This window comes from Paenarthrobacter sp. UW852 (genome assembly GCF_024608385.1).
Taxonomy (GTDB): Bacteria; Actinomycetota; Actinomycetes; order Actinomycetales; family Micrococcaceae; genus Arthrobacter.
The window spans coordinates 607,779-624,955 of sequence record NZ_JAMSGY010000002.1; the positions used below are offsets into that span (position 1 = coordinate 607,779).

Annotated in this window: 17 protein-coding genes; 8 read left to right on the top strand and 9 right to left on the bottom strand. The window is 63.3% G+C overall.

All coding sequences use genetic code 11. The features are described from left to right. Positions 1–3 precede the first annotated feature (3 nt). From NEK97_RS05975 to NEK97_RS05995, 5 genes are read right to left on the bottom strand one after another with little or no spacing between them, the layout of a single operon-like run. A complete protein-coding gene (locus NEK97_RS05975; RefSeq protein ID WP_257368975.1) occupies positions 4–1,329 on the bottom strand; it encodes an MFS transporter in 1,326 nt (441 codons plus the stop codon). Between the two features lie 41 nt (positions 1,330–1,370). After that, a complete protein-coding gene (locus tag NEK97_RS05980; protein WP_235518828.1) occupies positions 1,371–1,826 on the bottom strand; it encodes a MaoC family dehydratase in 456 nt (151 codons plus the stop codon). Between the two features lie 31 nt (positions 1,827–1,857). Further along, on the bottom strand, positions 1,858–3,054 hold the full coding sequence (locus NEK97_RS05985; protein ID WP_257368976.1) for an acyl-CoA dehydrogenase family protein: 1,197 nt from the start codon (positions 3,052–3,054) through the stop codon (positions 1,858–1,860). 1 nt (position 3,055) lies between these two features. Beyond that, positions 3,056–3,946 (bottom strand): amidohydrolase family protein, encoded by an 891-nt coding sequence (locus tag NEK97_RS05990; protein WP_257368977.1) that lies wholly within the window; start codon positions 3,944–3,946, stop codon positions 3,056–3,058. A gap of 2 nt (positions 3,947–3,948) precedes the next feature. Beyond that, positions 3,949–4,893, bottom strand: a complete 945-nt coding sequence (locus tag NEK97_RS05995) for an SDR family NAD(P)-dependent oxidoreductase (protein WP_257368978.1) — start codon at positions 4,891–4,893, stop codon at positions 3,949–3,951. Positions 4,894–5,032: 139 nt separating this feature from the next. On the opposite strand from NEK97_RS05995, the gene NEK97_RS06000 reads away from it, so the two are divergent. From NEK97_RS06000 to NEK97_RS06015, 4 genes are all read left to right on the top strand, one after another. Next, the gene (locus tag NEK97_RS06000) at positions 5,033–5,491 is read left to right on the top strand and encodes a MarR family winged helix-turn-helix transcriptional regulator (protein WP_211712778.1); all 459 of its coding nucleotides are present in this window, start codon (positions 5,033–5,035) and stop codon (positions 5,489–5,491) included. 89 nt (positions 5,492–5,580) lie between these two features. Further along, entirely contained in the window at positions 5,581–5,802 is a 222-nt protein-coding gene (locus NEK97_RS06005) for a hypothetical protein (protein ID WP_257368979.1), read from the top strand. A gap of 42 nt (positions 5,803–5,844) precedes the next feature. Beyond that, on the top strand, positions 5,845–6,576 hold the full coding sequence (locus NEK97_RS06010; RefSeq protein WP_257368980.1) for a DUF72 domain-containing protein: 732 nt from the start codon (positions 5,845–5,847) through the stop codon (positions 6,574–6,576). Between the two features lie 29 nt (positions 6,577–6,605). Then, a complete protein-coding gene (locus tag NEK97_RS06015) occupies positions 6,606–6,971 on the top strand; it encodes a cupin domain-containing protein (protein WP_257368981.1) in 366 nt (121 codons plus the stop codon). Positions 6,972–7,032: 61 nt separating this feature from the next. Here NEK97_RS06015 and NEK97_RS06020 read toward each other — a convergent pair whose 3' ends face one another. Both NEK97_RS06020 and NEK97_RS06025 read right to left on the bottom strand, forming a co-directional pair. Beyond that, on the bottom strand, positions 7,033–7,494 hold the full coding sequence (locus NEK97_RS06020; protein WP_257368982.1) for a GatB/YqeY domain-containing protein: 462 nt from the start codon (positions 7,492–7,494) through the stop codon (positions 7,033–7,035). A gap of 67 nt (positions 7,495–7,561) precedes the next feature. Further along, positions 7,562–8,842: an NAD(P)/FAD-dependent oxidoreductase gene (locus NEK97_RS06025; RefSeq protein ID WP_257368983.1), complete on the bottom strand. Its 1,281-nt coding sequence runs from the start codon at positions 8,840–8,842 to the stop codon at positions 7,562–7,564. 134 nt (positions 8,843–8,976) lie between these two features. Between NEK97_RS06025 and NEK97_RS06030 the strand changes: the two genes are divergently transcribed. Next, positions 8,977–9,753 carry a histidine phosphatase family protein gene (locus NEK97_RS06030; RefSeq protein ID WP_257368984.1) on the top strand — a complete coding sequence of 259 codons (777 nt, stop codon included), beginning with the start codon at positions 8,977–8,979 and terminating at the stop codon, positions 9,751–9,753. Further along, positions 9,737–10,660, top strand: a complete 924-nt coding sequence (locus NEK97_RS06035; RefSeq protein ID WP_257368985.1) for an NAD(P)H-hydrate dehydratase — start codon at positions 9,737–9,739, stop codon at positions 10,658–10,660. The genes NEK97_RS06030 and NEK97_RS06035 overlap by 17 nt, the downstream gene beginning before the upstream one ends. Before the next feature lie 13 nt (positions 10,661–10,673). On the opposite strand, the gene NEK97_RS06040 is transcribed toward NEK97_RS06035, so the two are convergent. Next, positions 10,674–12,341 (bottom strand): ATP-dependent DNA helicase RecQ, encoded by a 1,668-nt coding sequence (locus NEK97_RS06040; RefSeq protein ID WP_257368986.1) that lies wholly within the window; start codon positions 12,339–12,341, stop codon positions 10,674–10,676. 139 nt (positions 12,342–12,480) lie between these two features. Next, on the bottom strand, positions 12,481–14,040 hold the full coding sequence (locus NEK97_RS06045; protein ID WP_257368987.1) for a glycoside hydrolase family 32 protein: 1,560 nt from the start codon (positions 14,038–14,040) through the stop codon (positions 12,481–12,483). Between the two features lie 312 nt (positions 14,041–14,352). Here NEK97_RS06045 and NEK97_RS06050 point away from each other — a divergent pair, with 312 nt between their 5' ends. Both NEK97_RS06050 and NEK97_RS06055 read left to right on the top strand, forming a co-directional pair. Continuing rightward, a complete protein-coding gene (locus NEK97_RS06050) occupies positions 14,353–15,789 on the top strand; it encodes a glycoside hydrolase family 32 protein (RefSeq protein WP_257368988.1) in 1,437 nt (478 codons plus the stop codon). 45 nt (positions 15,790–15,834) lie between these two features. Then, positions 15,835–17,172 (top strand): ABC transporter substrate-binding protein, encoded by a 1,338-nt coding sequence (locus tag NEK97_RS06055; protein ID WP_257368989.1) that lies wholly within the window; start codon positions 15,835–15,837, stop codon positions 17,170–17,172. The last annotated feature ends 5 nt before the right edge of the window (positions 17,173–17,177 follow it).

Here is a 17,177-nt window from a genome sequence, read left to right on the forward strand (position 1 = left end):
CTCCTAACTGACCGATGAAAGGTCGTTGTTCTTAGACTCCCGCGTGAGCAGGATGAAGACAATCGACACCAAGGACATTGCCGAGAGGAACACCACCACGGGGACGATGCTCTGCCCCGCGTCCTTGTAGAGGCCAGCCACGATGCCCGGGGTGAAGCCGGCACCGATCAGGGTGGCCAACTGGTAGCCCACCGCGGCACCGGTGTAGCGGTTGGTGGTGCCGAACTGCTCGGACACGAACGCGGCCAGCGGCCCGTAAAGGGAGGAATGCAGGATCAGGGCAACCGTGAAGGCCAGGAAGATCATGGCGATGTTGCCCGAGCTGAGCATCCCGAACATGGGGAACAGGTACAGGATGAACAAAGCCAACCCTGTGACCATCACTGGACGCCGTCCGAAACGGTCGGACAATCTTCCGCCCAGGAGGACGAACAGAATGGAAATGGCCGAGGCTCCCGCGAAGGCATAGAGCACGCCCTGCTGGGGTGCGCCCTTGGAGACCGCGTAGGTGACGGAGAATGTGGGCAGCACTACCTGTAGTCCGAACCCGGCGGCACCGGCGAACATGATCATGATCAGGGCCTTGGGACGCCGCAGCACTTCCAGTAGCGGGATCTTGCGCTTGGTTCCTTGTGCGCTTTCCTTGGCCACCGCTTCAGCGAAGATGGGGCTTTCGGAGACCCGGAGCCGCACGAACATACCGACAATCAGGAGCACGAACGACAGCAGGAACGGCACACGCCACCCCCAGGCAAGGAAAGCATCCTGCGGAAGGGCGGAGAAGATGCCCATAACCACCGTTCCCAGCACGGCACCCGTCGGTGCACCGGCGTTGACGAACGACGCAGCGAACCCTCGCCGCTTGGGGTCTGAATGTTCCAGCGCCATCAGCGCGGCGCCGCCCCATTCACCCCCGACGGCGATGCCCTGGCAGACGCGCAGGACCACAAGGAGCACGGCACCCCAAGGACCAATGACGTTCGCTCCCGGGATCAGCCCGATCAGCGTGGAGGCAATGCCCATCATGGCCATCGAGACGATGAGCATCCCTTTTCGCCCGATGCGGTCGCCGAAGTGGCCAAAGATGATGCCACCCAATGGCCGGGCGACATAGCCGGCGGCGAAGGTGGCGTAAGCGGCGACCACGCCAACCCATTCGTCCGTGCCGGCAAAGAAGACTTTGGGGAAGGCAACGGCCGCGGCTGTTGCGTACAGCAGGAAGTCGTAGAACTCGATGGTGCTGCCCAGATAGCTGGACAAGATGACCGTGCGTGCTTCTTTGCGCTTTGCGGCCGTGCTCGATGTTGCGAGCGCAGTGTGTCCTGACATGGCTGTTCCTTGGGAGAGGAGGGATATTGCTGGTGGAGGGTTTATTTGTAGAAGCGTGCGAGGAATTCAGCTACGACGGCGGGGCGTTCCTGGCCTTCGATTTCGATGGTGGCGTTGACCTTGATCTGGGCGCCGCCCTTGACTTCGCTGACTTCGGCGATGGTGCCGTTCATGCGGACTTTGGAGCCCACCTTGACCGGTGAGGTGAAGCGGACTTTGTCCAGGCCGTAATTGACCTTGGTGGTGACCCCGTCCACGTCGAACAGCTCTCCCCAGAACGGGATGATCAGGGAAAGCGTGAGGAAACCATGCGCGATCGGGGCACCGAAGGGGCCGTCCTTGGCGCGTTCGGGGTCGGTGTGGATCCATTGCTGGTCGTCCGTGGCGTCGGCGAAGAGGTTGATCTGCTGCTGGGTGATTTCACGGTAATCAGTGGTGCCGAGGTCCTTGCCGGACATGGTGAGCAGGGTGTCGAAATCGACGACGAGATTGGGCATCTTTGCCTCCTGTGTTGTTGTTTGAAGAGATTCAGCGGGTGAAGGCACTCTCGCCCGTGAGGGCGCGGCCTATGATGAGGGCGTTGATTTCGTGGGTGCCCTCGTAGGAATAGACAGCTTCTGCGTCGGCGTGGAAACGCGCGACGTCGGCGGCGAGCGTAATGCCGTTGCCGCCCACCACTTCGCGGGCCAGGGCGACGGTTTCGCGCATCAGAAGGCTGGTCTGCATTTTGGCGAGCGCCGAGTCCTGGTCCCGCACGATCCCTGCGCTCTGCTGTTCGGTTAGACGCACCACGAGCGACAAGCTCGCAGTGAGGTTGCCGAGCATTCGGGCCAGCTTCTCCTGCACCAGTTGGAAGGAACCGATCGACCGGCCGAACTGTTGGCGTTCCTTGACGTACGCCAGTGCGGCTTCGAACGCTCCGGCCTGTATCCCGGTGGCGATCCAGGCAACGTCCGAGCGCATGGCGCGCAGCATCGCCGCAACGTCCTTGAAGGAGTTCACGTTGCGAAGGCGCATGGCTTCCGGGACGCGGACACCGTCCAGGGTAATGTGCGCATTCTGCATCATCCGCAGGGACGTCTTGCCCGTGATCTTCTCCAGGCTGACGCCGGCGGCGGTTCGGTCCACGAGGAAGGCCTTGACCTGTCCATCGGCGACATCCCGGGCGAACACACACAGCACATCCGCAGTTGAGGCGCCCCCAATCCAACGTTTGGCACCGTCCAGAACCCATGTTCCGCCGTCGGAATCTTCTTCAAACCGGGCGGTGGTGGCCAGTCCGCCGGCAATGTCCGAGCCGTGTTCCGGTTCCGTCAACGAGAAGACACCCTTGAGTGAAAAATCCACAACCTGCGGCATCCACTGTTTCTGTTGTTCCTCCGACGCGCCCACCCGGATCGCCGTCCGGAACAACCCGGCCTGCGCGGTGTACCAGGTGGCCAGGGAAGCATCGGTCCGTGCGAGTTCGAAGATCCGGAACCCCTGGTAGATGCCCCGGGCCGGAGCGTCGAAGGGTTCCATCAGGTCAAGGTCGATCAGCGGTTGGGCCAATTGCTGCGGGAACTCCCCCCGCTCCCAGTACTCGGCCAGGAGCGGCTTGGCCTCGGCGTCCAGGAAGCCGCGAAGCCGGGCCAACACCTCCCGCTCTTCAGTAGCGAGGAGCGCTTCGGCGTCGTACCAGTCCCCCACTACGTAGAGCCGTTGTTCCAATGCGGTGGTGGACATCTCAACCACCGAGCCCGAGCAACCGCACAGCGTTGTCCTTGAGGATTTTCGGCCGGACCTCGTCCTTCAACGGCAGGTCCGCGAACGCACCTAGCCACTTCTGCGGAGTGATCAGGGGGAAGTCCGTGCCGAACAGCACCTTGTCCTGCAGCACCGAGTTGGAGAGCCGAACCAAGGACTCCGGGAAGTACTTCGGGGACCACCCCGACAGATCGATGAACACGTTGGACTTGTGTGTCGCGATCGAGTTGGCCTCGTCCTGCCACGGCACCGACGGGTGGGCCATGATGATCTGCAGGCCCGGGAAGTCGGCGGCGACAGCATCGAGCAACAACGGGTTCGAGTACGCCAGCTTGATGCCGTATCCCCCGGGCAGACCGGCCCCCATGCCGTTTTGGCCCGTATGGAAAATACAGGGCAGGCCCAGTTCCTGGAGGGTCTCCCAGAGCGGGTAGAACTGCTCGTTGGACGGATCGAAACCCTGCAAGGACGGGTGGAACTTGAAGCCACGGGCACCGAGCTCAACGGCCTGGTGCTTGGCCCCGGCGATGGCGTCCTCGCCCGTCCGCGGGTCCACGCTGCCGAAGGGAATCAGCACGTCGTTGTTCCGCGCCGCGCCCTCGATCAGTTCCGGGATGCTGTTGGGTTCGTGCTTGAGCTGGGTGCGCGCGTCAACAGTAAAGACGACGGCGGCCATGTTCAGTTCGCGGTAAACCTCGGCGATCCTGTCCAGCGACGGCGTCCGGTCCTCGGCCTTGAAGTACTTTGCCGAGGCCTCCGTGAGCGCATCAGGGAGTGAGCCGTGGCCGCAGCTGTCCACTTCAAGGTGGACGTGCATGTCGATCGCATCCAAGGCAGCCGCGTCGATGCCCGGTTCGTAACGGGTGGCCATGATCAGCGGGCCTCAGCCTTGGCCGGTTCGGGCTGCAGTTCCTCGGGCAGCGGCAGGAATTCCTCGCCGTAGCTTTGCAGATTTTCCTGGCCGAAGAGCGTGCCGGCGCTCTCCTGCAGTGCGTCGTAGCTCCAGCCGCCTTCGCGGTATTCGGTGCTGGCGGCGGTCGGGTGGGTCCAGACCTGCAGCCGGTCACCGCCGGCGCCGATCGCCTGGCCGGTAATCCCGGAAGCTTCGTCGGAGGCGAGGAAGGCAATCAGCCCGGCGACGTCGTCGGCCGTTCCGAAACCGAGGTCGTGGCGGAAGAAGGACGGCATGGCCTCGCCACGCTCGTCCGCTTCCACGGCCTTCTGGAAGTACGGGACTGTCTTGGTCATCGCGGTGGCGGCCACCGGGATCACGGAATTGACCGTCACGCCGGCCCTCTTCATCTCCAACGCCCAGGTCCGGACCATGCCTACGATTCCGGCCTTGGCGGCGGCGTAGTTGGTCTGTCCGAAGTTGCCGCGCTGGCCCGTGGGCGATCCGATGGTGATGATACGGCCCGCGATGTTGTTTTCCTTAAAGTACGCAAACGCTTCACGGACGCAGGTGAAGGTGCCTTTCAGGTGCACGTTGATGACCAGGTCGAAATCCTCGTCGGTCATCTTCAGCAGGCTCTTGTCCCGCAGGATGCCGGCGTTGGTGACCAGGATGTCCAACCGCCCGAACGTATCGACTGCGCCCGCCACCAGCGCTTTGGCGGCGTCTGTGGTTCCCACGGGGACCACGACGGCGGTGGCCCGGCCGCCGTCGGCCTCAATCTGCGCGACTGCGGCAGCAGCGGTTTCCTGGTTCAGGTCATTAATCACGACGGCGGCTCCCTGGCGGGCGAGCTCCCTCGCGTAAGCGAGTCCAAGACCCTGTCCGCTCCCGGTGACGATTGCAACCTTGCCGTTCAAGCTCATGGCGTGCTCCTTCGCATGCAGTAACCGGCCGGAGCCGGTGGGGCCGATCCCACTGCGGCGTGAGATCCTTGTCATGATCAATGAGAATACGGATCATTGAAAAAGTCAACGATTGTTTTTCATTACTATTGGAGTTGTCATGGGACCGCAAAGCACCGAAGTGGAAACCCCGCGCCTGGCCGCCGCCAAAATCGGCAACGATGTGGGCCTGCTGCTGGCCAAGCTCCACGCCACCGGCTCCCTCCTGAACAACAAGGCGCTGGCGGATTATGGACTTCGGGAACGGTCGTTTTCCGTGCTGACACTCGCCTGCAGCGGACTCGAACCCACCCAGCGCGAGCTGGCCGATTTCCTCAGCCTGGATCCCAGCCAGGTAGTCAGCCTGGTTGACGACCTGGAACACCGCGGCCTGGTCAAACGGGCCCAGGGCAAGCAGGACAGGCGCGCCAAGATCATCGTTTCAACCGCTGAGGGCCGCCGGATCCACAACAAGGCCCGGGCGGCACTTGAAGTGTGCGAGCAGACGCAACTTGAAGGGCTGAGCGAGGACGAAAACCTGCAGCTCAGGGCACTGCTCAAGAAGGCGCTGTGGGGGTAGGCCTGCATGGACATCTGCACAGCGCCCACATGGGACGATATGCAACTGTCCATTTCGGCGGTTCTGTCGTTGTGTCAGGATCAGGGATCATGAACTTCCCGCTCTTTCACGATCCCTTCCAGGGCGCCGTCGCTGTTGACGTGCAGCCCGTTCGGGACCCCCAAATTCGCCGCCCATCGCACAACTCCAGCCGCGCGGAGCGTCCGGCAGTCCACGGATCAAAGCCGATCCGCAGCGCCCGCCAACGTGAGGTCGCCAAAGTCGCAGAGGACCTCCGGGCCCTCATGGCCAGTACCGCAGCGAAGCAGTAGCGGCTCGCGTTAGCAGGCATCCGACGCGGGTACATTTCCAGCATGGGTATCCACATTGGGACATCTGGCTGGAGTTATGACCACTGGGAGAACGTTCTCTATCCGCCCGGCCTTCCGACCGCCAAGCGGTTAGCTCACTACGTGGCGCGTTTCAACACCGTGGAACTGAATGCCAGCTTCTACCGTTGGCCCCGCGACACCTCGTTTGCCAGCTGGCGGAACCGGCTGCCTCCCGGTTTTGCCATGTCGGTCAAGGCCCCTCGAGGCCTCACGCATGCCAAGAAGCTGTACAGCCCGGAAGTCTGGGTGGAGCGGATCGTGCGCTGCTGGCACGAACTGGGCGACAAGAGGGCCGTGCTGCTGGTCCAACTCCCGCCCGGTTTCGCCCGTGACGACGCCCGGCTCGACTACTTCCTGGCTGCCCTGCCCCACTGGATCCGCGTCGCCGTCGAATTCCGGCACGACAGCTGGGACCACCCCGAGGTGTATGCCCTCCTGGAACGGCACGAGGCCGCGTACTGCATCATGAGCGGAGCCAACCTCCCCTGCATTCTCCGGGCCACCGCGCCGTTCGTCTATCTGCGGCTGCACGGCCCGGACCACCAGCATCTCTACGGTGGCTCGTACTCCGATGACGACCTCCGGTGGTGGGCCGACCGGATCCGCGAGTGGAGCAACGCCGGCAAGGACGTTTACGCCTACTTCAACAACGACGGCGGTGGTAACGCCGTGCGGAACGCTGAGACTTTGCGGCGGCTGCTTGGGGCGGGCTGACGCTCGCTTTCCGCTGCTACATTGGGCAAATGACTGACGTGCACAACGTGACTAATGCCCTCGCCTCGATCTCCGACCATTGGCAGCCGCACAGGCTGACCAGCATCAACGATTACGACATCAAGCTGGTGAAACTCCAAGGCGAATTCGTTTGGCACACGCACCCCGACACTGACGAGTTGTTCATGGTGCTCTCCGGCGAGCTGACAATCCAGCTGCGCGACCGCGACGTGGTTCTTGGCCCTAACGATGTTTTCGTCGTTCCCCGCGGCGTAGAGCACTGCCCCAAGGCTGACGCCGAAGTCTCCGCCCTCCTCATTGAGCCCAAAGGCACTGTCAACACCGGAGATGCTGGCGGCGAGATGACGGCAGAGTTGCAGGAGTTCGACGCCTGAAGCGACGCATGTTGCCGCCTTCACCGCGTACGCGGTGTGATACCGCTCCAGCCCAGCCGTTTTAGCCCAAACGCCCGCGCACGATTTCGCTAACGGTTTTTCCGTCGAAGCGTCCTGCCACCTTGGCGGTAACGGGCTTCATCACGGCTCCGATGGACCGCATGGAAAGCTCCTGGCCGTCCGCTTTCAGGTCAGCAATGGCCTCATCGACGATTGTTTCCACCTCTTCACGGGTGAGGGCCTTGGGCAGGTAGGCCTCGATGATCTCTGCTTCAGCCACCTCTGAAGCGGCACGGTCGGTTTCGCCGGCCTCCGTGTAGATGCGGGCGGTGTCGCGGCGCTTGGCAGCTTCCTTCTGCAGCAGCGAGGTGACCTGGGCGTCGTCGAGCTCCACCGGCGTTTTGCCGGACTTCTCGCGGGTGGTGATTTCGCCCAGGACGTTGCGCACGGTGGTAAGCGCGACCTTGTTGCCGGCCTTCATGTGGTCCACGACGTCGGCCTTCAAGCGTTCTTTGAGTGACATGATGCTCCTTGTTTGGGTGTCCTCCTGCTATCTTCCCAGTTCGGCGCCCAGCGGTGCACTCAGGTGTTCAGGCAGTCCCGGGTGGAGCTTGCTCCGGTGGGTCCTTCTCGACCGGTCCGCTCACCACAACCTGCGCGGGGCTGTGCAGCAGGTAGCCGTTGAGCCAGGAGAACAACGCACGCGCCTTCTGCTGGAGTCCGGACAGCAGGGCGAGGTGCACCAGCAGCCAGGACAGGAAAGCGAAAGGCCCCTGCAACTGGTGGCGTTTGCGTCCGAGCTCGGCCACGGCCGCGCCGCGGCCCACCATCGCCATGTACCCCTTGTCGAAGTAACTGAAGGGCTTTCGCGTGCCTCCCTGCAGGTCAGCGACGATGTTGTTGGCCGCCCACTTGCCCGCTTGTTGGGCGACGGATCCCAATTGGGGCAGCTTGGCTCCGGTGGAATCGGTGATGTTGGCGGCATCCCCCAGGACATAGACCCCGTCAACGTCGGGCGCGGTCAGGTCGGGATTAACATCGATGCGCCCTCCCCTCCCCTGGGTGAGGCCGGAGTTGGCGATCAGGTCCCCGGCTTTCAGGCCGCCGGCCCACACAACAATCTGTGCAGGCACGGTGCTGCCGTCCGCCAACGTCACACCATCCTTGCGAACTTCAGTGACCCCGACGCCCATGTGCAACTGGACCCCGATCTTGGTCAGGTGTTCCGTGGCGTAGCTTTGGGATTTGGTGGAGAACATGTTCAGGACACTCGGAACCATGTCCACCAAATGCACTTTGCACCGCGCAGCAAGGCCTGGCGAGAAGTACTTGCTGACAACGTATTTGACGTTCTCTGCCATGGCCCCGGCGGTCTCTACCCCGGTAGGGCCACCGCCCACCACTACAACGTCCACGGATCCGTCAGGGCTCCTGTCGGCCTGGTCCAGTAACCGGGTGAGGCCTGTACCGAGTCGGGTGGCATCGGTGACTGAGTACAAGGGATACGCGAACTCCTCCGCGCCGGGAGTATTGAAGAAGTTGGGGACGGCTCCGACGGCGATGACCAGGACCTCTGCGCGCAGGGTTCGGCCCTCCGCTGTGGTGACGGACCGCTCTGCCGCATCCACGGATTCCACCTTTGCTGTCAGGACCCGGACGGACTTGAAGCGTCGGAAGACCGAGCGGAGGGGCCGGGCAATGGCCGAGACTCCGATTTGCGAGGTCGCCAGCTGGTAAAGGAGCGGCTGGAACTGGTGGTAGTTGTTCGAATCGATGAGCAGGACGCGAATGCCCTTTCGGCCAAGTTCCTTGGCTGCTGCAACGCCTGCGAATCCGGCACCGACCACAATGACTTGGTATGAGTCCTCCATGCGAGCAACTTACTTCACAGGAGGCCCATGCGACAGGGGTCGACTGCGGACACCTCACGTTTAGTCTCTGGTCCGGTGGGTACGCAGTGGGTAGGGTTCTGAATTCGGCAAAGCACGCGGAAAGGTGATCTTTAGTGAAAGAGGACGGACTGACAGACGCTGTGCAGGAGGCCGGGGCTGTCGAGTTGCTGCTGATAAGGCACGGTGAGAGCGAAGGCAACGTGGCCGCAACCGAGGCGCACCTGTCCGGAGCGGAAATCATCGATGTGCCTGCGAGGGATCCCGATGTGAACCTGTCCGGGACCGGGCAAGAGCAGGCCAAAGCCCTGGGAACGGCCTTGGCCAGGATCGCAGAGGAGCTGCGGCCCGATGCCGTAGTGTCCTCCCCTTATGCACGCGCCCGGCAAACAGCGGAAATCGCGGTCGAAACGGCGGGTTGGCCCGTGAAAGTGCTCACGGACGAGCGCCTGCGTGACCGTGAACTGGGAATCCTGGACAGGCTGACACGTCGCGGAGTGGAGAGCAGGTACCCGGATGAGGCCGAGCGGCGGCTCTGGCTCGGCAAGCTGTACTACCGGCCGCCGGGCGGCGAATCGTGGGCGGACGTTGCCCTGCGGCTGCGCTCGGTCCTGGACGAACTCAACACCCTCGCGGCAGGCCACCGGGTGATGTTGGTCTGCCATGACGCCGTGATCCTGCTGATCCGCTACGTCTTGGAGGGCATGTCCGAGGACGAAATCCTGGACCTTGCGGCGAGTACATCGGTACTCAATGCCTCGATCACACGCTATGTCCGTCCCAGTGGTGCGGGCCGTTGGGAATTGGAAAGCTTTAACGTGGCCGACCACCTGGCCGAGCAAGGCGTGACGGTCACAGAGCACTCCGGAGACGCCAGTGTCCACCCACAATGACCACAAAGAGCCCACTCTGGTAACCCCCTCCCTGCTGCGTGACTGGCCATTGCCGGCACCGGGCGACAGCAAGTATTCACGGGGAGCAGTGCTGGTCATAGGTGGGGCACGTGCCACCCCGGGCGCGGCTCTGCTTGCCGGCACAGCCGCCCTTCGCGCGGGTGCAGGAAAAATATCGTTGGCGGTCGCTGAATCCGTGGCCGCGCAGCTGGGCGTTGCTTTCCCGGAGTGCGGGGCCCTGGGCCTGCCGGAAACGGATGACGGATCCTTAACCGGTAAAGGCCTGGACCGGATATCTTCCTATCTGGACGGTTCGGACGCGGTCCTGATCGGTCCTGGCCTGGACGATCTCGACCTGGCTGAGACGATGCTTAGGGCGCTGCTGGAGCGGGAGGAACAAAGCGGTGACCCGGACGGCGACGGCGGCCCCGCCGTCGTTCTTGACGCTTATGCGCTGGGGGCGCTGACCAAGCTGGAAGACCACATCGGGCCGTGGCGTGGCCGGCTGATCCTCACACCCAACCCCACGGAAGCCGGGATCCTGCTGGGCCGGGACGTGGACACTCTGGAAGGGGCCATTGTGGAGATCGCCCAACGCTTTGACGCCGTGGTCAGCTGCCAGGGCTACATTGCCGGGCCATCCACCCCGGACGCGGACACGGCAGGACTATGGAAAATCACCACAGGCTACGGCGGCTTGGGGACATCGGGCAGCGGGGACGTCCTTGCCGGTGCCATTACCGGGTTGCGGGCCCGCGGAACCAGCGACGCCCAGGCTGCGTGCTGGGGCACTCACCTCCACGCGGCCGCGGCCGATCGCCTGGCCAGCAAGCTCGGTCCCTTGGGCTTCCTGGCCCGCGAGCTCAGCGACCAACTCCCTGCCCTCATGCTGGAGCTGAACACCTGACACCCCAGCCAAACTACGCCGGTTTCAGCAGCTCGTGCTCCACTACCGCAGTGCGGGACAGGGTCTTGTAACCCTCCTGCTCGAACAGGACTGTGATGACGTCATCCTCGTGGCGCATCACCAGGCCCTGCCCCCACTCCTTGTGGATCACCGTTGATTGAAGCGGAAACGGCTCATCAGATGCTGCGGGCACAGGGTCCGTACCAGTCGGAGCTTCGGAAGGGTCCGCCGCCTCGGTGCACGTATCGCAATTGCCGCACGGCTGGGGCATGTCCTCGCCGAAGTACCCCAGGAGGAACTGGCGCCTGCAACCGTCCGTTTCAGCGTAGGCACGCATCATGGTGAGCCGGGATTGGTCTACGCGCTGCCGGGCTTCGGCCAGCTCGACCGCCCGCTCCACCAAAGCGGGCAGCTTGGCTTTGGACGTGAGCCGGACGCCACGTTTTCCGGGGGTAACGGCACTGGCTTCCTCGAGCTGGCTTACCAGCGCGGTGACTTGCCGCGGCGGGAAGCCGGTGAGCTCTGCAATGGCGCTCTTGGGAGCTGGCGACTTGGCGTTCTTCACCACGGTTAACACCGTGAGAAGAGCCTCGGGGTCCGGCGAATGGGTGCCGAAGAACTTCCGCAGCCCCAAGTCCTCCTCCCGGTAATGGAGGATGGCTGAGGCGGGCTCCCCGTCCCTGCCAGCACGTCCGATTTCCTGATAATAGGCATCCAGGGACTCCGGGATGTCCGCGTGCACGACGAACCTCACGTTTGCCTTGTCGATGCCCATACCGAACGCTGTCGTGGCCACCACAACGTCCAGTTCGTCATCCAGGAATTGCTGGTGGATGCGTTCGCGTTCGGAGGCATTCCTGCCCGCGTGATAGGCCTCTGCACGGAGCCCGGCCTCGGCTAGCTTGCTGCTGTACTTCTCCGTGTCCTTGCGTGTTGCGGCGTAAAGCAGCCCCAAACCGTCGGTCTTGGCCAATGCGGCGACCTGTTCCACCACGGCCTTACGTTTGCCTTTGTCTTCCTGGTGGCGGACGACGTTGAGGCTGATGTTGGGGCGGTCGAAACCGCGGACCAGGACCAGTGGGTCGGTCATGCCCAGGCGCTCCACGATCTCGTCGCGCACCGGCGGGGAGGCCGTGGCGGTCAATGCCAGCACTGGCGGGTTGCCCAAGCGTTTGCGGACATTTCCCAGGTCCAGGTAGTCGGGCCGGAAGTCGTGACCCCAGGATGAAACACAATGCGCCTCGTCAACGACGAACATGGTGACGTCCATCGCGGCGATCCGGTCCACCGTCTCCTGCTTGGCCAGTTGCTCCGGCGCGAGGAAAAGGAATGTGGCACGGCCTGAACCCGCTGCCTCCCATGCGGCCTCCACGTCGGCATCACTGTGGGACGAGTTGACCGCGACCGCGGCGCCCTCCCCCAGGTCCTCGGCCAGGCCGTCGAGCTGGTCCTCCTGCAAGGCAATGAGGGGAGAAATCACGACGGCGGGTCGTCCCGTTTTGTTGTGAAGGTACTGGGCCGCCACCTGGTAGGTGGCGGACTTGCCGTACCCGGTTGGCATGACGGCCAGGACATCACGGCCCTCGACCAGGGCACTCATGCCGGCCAGTTGGCCGTCGCGCAAAGTTGGGAGGGAAAAGGAAGACGCCGCAAGGGCGGCGAGGGCAAGGTCATCGGACATTAAGAGGAAAGCTCCGCATAGGTGGTTCCTGCGGCCACTTGCATCAGCCGAGGTAACCAGCCTAGCGCGAGGCGAGGGCCGCCGTCGTCCGCGTCCTTGCGTTTGTGGATAACGACGCAACCCTCGCCCCGCCGCTCCGCTAGATGGGAGTTCCGAACTCGCGGATGGTTATTCCGGTGAAGGTGGCTGGGCCACCGTCGGCGTAGAGCGAAATGCCGGTGTCACCTTCAGCGAAATGCACCTGCTGCGACACCACTGTGTGCCCGGAATTGACGAAGACCTCCACGCTTTGGGTGTCGACAAAAATCCGCAGGTGCACTGACCGCGCGCCGGCGTCAATGGGCGCGGCAGCACGCGTGTAAGGCGTCAACGCGTATCCGCCCTGGTCTGACGGCGCACGGTCCACGTAGAGATCTCCACCGTATTTGCCAATATTGGTGTGCCGCGAACCGTCGGCGGAACGCCCCACGGACACCCCAACATTCGCTGCGGCATCCCAGGAAATGTCGAGCTCCAACTCATACGCGCGCCCGGACCACGGAAGCACTGCGCTTCCGTTCACCGTGCGATCAGGAAGCTGAACGGTGGCTGTCGCGTAGGACTCGAGAGCGGCGATGGGGGCGCTCAACAGGCTGTACCAGCCACCGGACTGGCGCTCCAGCCGAAGCTCCCGGACTATCGAGTTCTGCCCGTTGTAGCCATCCGTTGCGTCCGTGGGGACGTCCCGGGCAGCGTACTTCCAGTTGTTCATCCAGGCGACGGCGAGCCGCTTTGTTTCGGGCGCTTCCACGGCCGGCCACGTCACCGCGGCGTACCAATCCCACCCCCAGTCGAGCCACTGGGGCGTCAGGTTATCGGCTGTGAACTCCGTGCCGTTCCAGGAACCGGTCCAGTAGGCGTAGGTCATGGGCAGGCCAATGCTGTATGCATCCATGCTCGCCCCGAAGATCCAATGCCGGGTGCCGTCGTCGGCGGTCATCTCGTACAGATCGGGGCATTCGATCCCGCCGAGCGCGTGGTTGGGGTAGTCGAAGTTGGAGGTCCACTGCCAGTCGCGCAGGTTGGATGAGGTGTAGAAGGCTGCGTAGCGTGCCCGCCCGATGACACACACCCATTCGTTCCGTGCGGTGTCCCAGTGGATCTTCGGGTCACGGAACCACTCGGCATTTTCGACCTCCGCGGGCGTCGTGGCGGCGCGACCGTCGGTGTTCACAATCACCGGGTCCGGCAGCGCTGTGAAGGTAAAGCCGCCGTCCGTGGACCAATAGAGGTATTGCTCCTGGTACTTGCGGATCCCGTCCGTGGGCTTGGTCGCGAGGGCGATCACCGCCCCCGCGCCATAGCCCGCCGTGTTCGCTGTATCCACCACCGCCGATCCTGACCACACAGGAAAATCGGGTTGGAGCGGCATCACCACACCGTGGTGGGTGAACGAGACGCCATCATTGGTGGTCGCGTGGTCCCATCCGCCCTGGCCGTTGTTGATGCTGGAGTGCAGGTAATAGAGCTGGTAGGCGCCGTTGGTGTGGACCGGCCGTTGGGGATCACACAGCCAACCAGACGGCGGTGTCATGTGGTAAACCGCCCTGAGGGAGGGCGCCGCTTGGGCTGTTCCGGCGGCGACGCCTCCCATGAGCAGCGCCAAAGCGCCCGCTCCCGTCCCTTGCAGGACTGTTCGGCGTGAAAATTCGAGCGTCATGAAGTGGTTCCTCTCAAGCATTCAGTGGCATGAGGGCGTGACAAAGGGGCCGGCCAGGGTGTGGCCGGGCGCGCAAAAGCTACGCCGTCATAGGGCTGGAGAACATGTTTCGATGACGGTGACCAGGTCAGCCCGCTCGGCGTCGAGGGAGCGCGGTTTGTCATCGGTAGCTAGGACCATAGTGGCTTCCCGAGGCAACGGTCAAGCGTTTTAGCACCGGAAGAATATTTTGCTAAAACGCTTGATCAATGGATGTGACCTGCGCTACCTTCATGGTGATCAAACGCTTTAGCAGAATGGACATCAGCGCAGATGAAACGCTCAGTCTTCTTCCAGCCCGCCGACGGATGGGTTGGGGACCTCATCCCCTTCGAGAAGGACGGGGAGTTCTGGCTCTTCTACCTTCATGAAGAACGCTCCCACCCCAAGCCCGGAACGGCATGGAACCTGGTCACCACCAAAGACCTCACCCAGTTCGAAAACCACGGTGTCGCCCTGCCGCACGGAACCGAGGACGAACCGGACTTCAATGCCTACACAGGCAGCGTGACAGTCGACGGTGACGGCACCCACCATCTGTTCTACACCGGCCAAAATCCGCGAAACCTGGGCCCTGACGGCGCTCCCCTCCAACTGGTCATGCACGCCACCAGTACTGACGGGATGCGGAGCTGGACCAAGCACCCGGAGCTCACCTTCGGCGCACCGGAGGGGTACGAGACCGGCGACTGGCGCGACCCCTTCGTCTTTTACGATCAGGAAAGCGGACTCTGGCGCATGCTCATCGCAGCCCGGCACTCCAAGGGCCCCGAACGCCGCCGGGGTGTCATCGCCCAGTGCGTCTCCCGGGATTTGATGACCTGGGATTATGCGGATCCGTTCTGGGACCCGCGCCGCTACATCACCCACGAGTGCCCGGACGTTTTCCAGTGGGGCGACTGGTGGTACATGGTGTACTCCGAGTTCTCCGAATCGTTCACCACCAGGTACCGCATGGCCAAAAGTCCCACCGGTCCATGGTCGGTACCCGAGCTGGACAGCATCGACGGCCGCGCCTTCTACGCTTCGAAGAGCGCCGCCCGCGACGATCGGCGATTCTTCTTCGGCTGGATAGCCAGCAAGGAAGGCAACGCCGACGACGGTGCGTGGCAGTGGGCGGGCACCATGTCCGTCCTGGAAGCCCGCCAGAACCCGGACGGGACGCTCGGGTTCGGTTTTGCCGACGAACTCGTGGAGAGCTTCTGGGAGGACGTGCCGGTAACGCTGCCCGTTCCAATGCCGGCCACCCTGGACGTGCCGGACAACTACTCCGCCATGGTCTCGAACGAGGAACTGCCCAGCCAGTTCTACGCGAAGGCCGTGTTCGACATAGCGCCCAACACCACCGAATGCGGGCTGCTGCTCCGGTCAAGCCACGACGGCGACCAGTCCTACGTGCTGCGCCTCGAACCCAAACGAGGCCGACTGGTCCTCGATCGTTGGCCCCGTGAAGTGACCGGCGATGCCCAGTGGCAGGTGTCGGGCGATGTGCCCTTCGACATCGCCTTGGAACGCCCCTGCCACCTCGCCGCAGGCAAGCACACGCTCGAGGTGATGGTCGACGGCGACACGTGCGTCGCCGTCGTCGACCGCCAAGTGGCGCTGAGCGCAAGGATCTACGACCGCCCCACCGGACGGATCGGCGTCTTCGCCGGCGAAGGCGCGGTCACCGTGGCCGAACTTGAGATACGCCAACGCACCGACAACTGAATAACCCCAACCCATCATTCCGACCAATCAAGGGAGATTGTCCCCATGAAGAAACTTTTCCGAGCCGCAGCCGTTGCGGCTGCCTGCGCGCTGGCGCTGACGGCGTGTGGTGGCGGCGGCACCGCGGGCAACCCAACTGACGTGAGTCCTGCCGGCGAGATCAAGCCCCGCGAAATTTCCTGGCTGCTGTCCCGGCCCGCCGACGGCGCCGTCATCAACATCATGAAGAAGCTCGCCGATGACTACGCCAAGGACCACCCTGGCTTCGCGCTGAACCTCATCACCACCCCGGACCGCCCCTCTTACATCCAAAAGCTCGAAACGTTGGCCGCCGCGAACAAGCTCCCTGAACTGTTCGACACGGACGCCACCCCCTTCGCCCAGCAGCTGGCCAAGCAGGGCAAGATGGTTGACGCCGACAAACTGCTCAAATCCTTGGGGGTCTACGACGACTACCGCCCCGGGGCCCTGGACTACCAGCGCTTCGACGATGGCTCCCTGTACATGATTCCGTTCCAGTTCGAGCTCGAGTTCATGTGGTACAACAAGGCGCTGCTGCAAAAGGCCGGCGTTTCCGTTCCGAAGTCCCTCGATGACATCCCTGCCATGTGCACGGCGTTGAGGAAGGCCGGCATCACCCCCATTGCTCTGGACGGACAGGACCAGTGGCCGTTGGAACGCTACGTCGCCTACCAGCCGTTCCGTGAAGCCGGGCCGGAGTTCGTGCAGAAACTGAAGAAGGGCGAGGCCTCATTCGCCGACCCGGCCGGGAAAAAGACGGTAGGGTGGCTGGCCGAACTTGGCAAGGCCAACTGCTTCCAGGACGGATTCTCGGCCCAAGGCTATTCGGACGCCCAGAACCAGTTCACCTCCGGCCAAGCAGCCATGTACAACATCGGAACCTGGGAACTCCCCAGCCTTGCCACCGACAAACTGAACCCTGCCGTGCGGAACGACATCGACTTCTTCACCCTCCCCACCACAGAAGGAGCGGTAACGGCCGCGAACGAGTACGTCTCACCCTCGGGAATCGGCATGGCCGTGAACTCCAAGACCTACGATCCGCTGGTCAGCGACTTCCTGAAGTTCGCCCTGGGGAAGTATCCGGCGGAATACGCCGCAACCGGCGCCCTGTCCCCCACCACCACCGTCCAAACCGCGGTGCCGGCGAACGCCACGCCGCTGTACAAGAAGGCCCTCGACGCTGCGAACGGCCTCGGGAGCAAGCAGGCCATGCCGTGGGACACCCAACTGGACCCAACCACCAACGGCAGGTTGCAGCAGGAACTCGTCCTCCTTGTGCAGGGAAACATCACCCCTGAACAGTTCACGCAAACGATGGACGACGCCATCAAGCAGAACGCGCCCAAGTTCTTCAAGTAGACACA

Coding starts and splice junctions, on each gene's coding strand:
- NEK97_RS05975 (WP_257368975.1), bottom strand. CDS start 1,329: ATGTCAGGACACACTGCGCTCGCAACATCGAGCACGGCCGCAAAGCGC.
- NEK97_RS05980 (WP_235518828.1), bottom strand. CDS start 1,826: ATGCCCAATCTCGTCGTCGATTTCGACACCCTGCTCACCATGTCCGGC.
- NEK97_RS05985 (WP_257368976.1), bottom strand. CDS start 3,054: ATGTCCACCACCGCATTGGAACAACGGCTCTACGTAGTGGGGGACTGG.
- NEK97_RS05990 (WP_257368977.1), bottom strand. CDS start 3,946: ATGGCCACCCGTTACGAACCGGGCATCGACGCGGCTGCCTTGGATGCG.
- NEK97_RS05995 (WP_257368978.1), bottom strand. CDS start 4,893: ATGAGCTTGAACGGCAAGGTTGCAATCGTCACCGGGAGCGGACAGGGT.
- NEK97_RS06000 (WP_211712778.1), top strand. CDS start 5,033: ATGGGACCGCAAAGCACCGAAGTGGAAACCCCGCGCCTGGCCGCCGCC.
- NEK97_RS06005 (WP_257368979.1), top strand. CDS start 5,581: ATGAACTTCCCGCTCTTTCACGATCCCTTCCAGGGCGCCGTCGCTGTT.
- NEK97_RS06010 (WP_257368980.1), top strand. CDS start 5,845: ATGGGTATCCACATTGGGACATCTGGCTGGAGTTATGACCACTGGGAG.
- NEK97_RS06015 (WP_257368981.1), top strand. CDS start 6,606: ATGACTGACGTGCACAACGTGACTAATGCCCTCGCCTCGATCTCCGAC.
- NEK97_RS06020 (WP_257368982.1), bottom strand. CDS start 7,494: ATGTCACTCAAAGAACGCTTGAAGGCCGACGTCGTGGACCACATGAAG.
- NEK97_RS06025 (WP_257368983.1), bottom strand. CDS start 8,842: ATGGAGGACTCATACCAAGTCATTGTGGTCGGTGCCGGATTCGCAGGC.
- NEK97_RS06040 (WP_257368986.1), bottom strand. CDS start 12,341: ATGTCCGATGACCTTGCCCTCGCCGCCCTTGCGGCGTCTTCCTTTTCC.
- NEK97_RS06045 (WP_257368987.1), bottom strand. CDS start 14,040: ATGACGCTCGAATTTTCACGCCGAACAGTCCTGCAAGGGACGGGAGCG.
- NEK97_RS06050 (WP_257368988.1), top strand. CDS start 14,353: ATGAAACGCTCAGTCTTCTTCCAGCCCGCCGACGGATGGGTTGGGGAC.
- NEK97_RS06055 (WP_257368989.1), top strand. CDS start 15,835: ATGAAGAAACTTTTCCGAGCCGCAGCCGTTGCGGCTGCCTGCGCGCTG.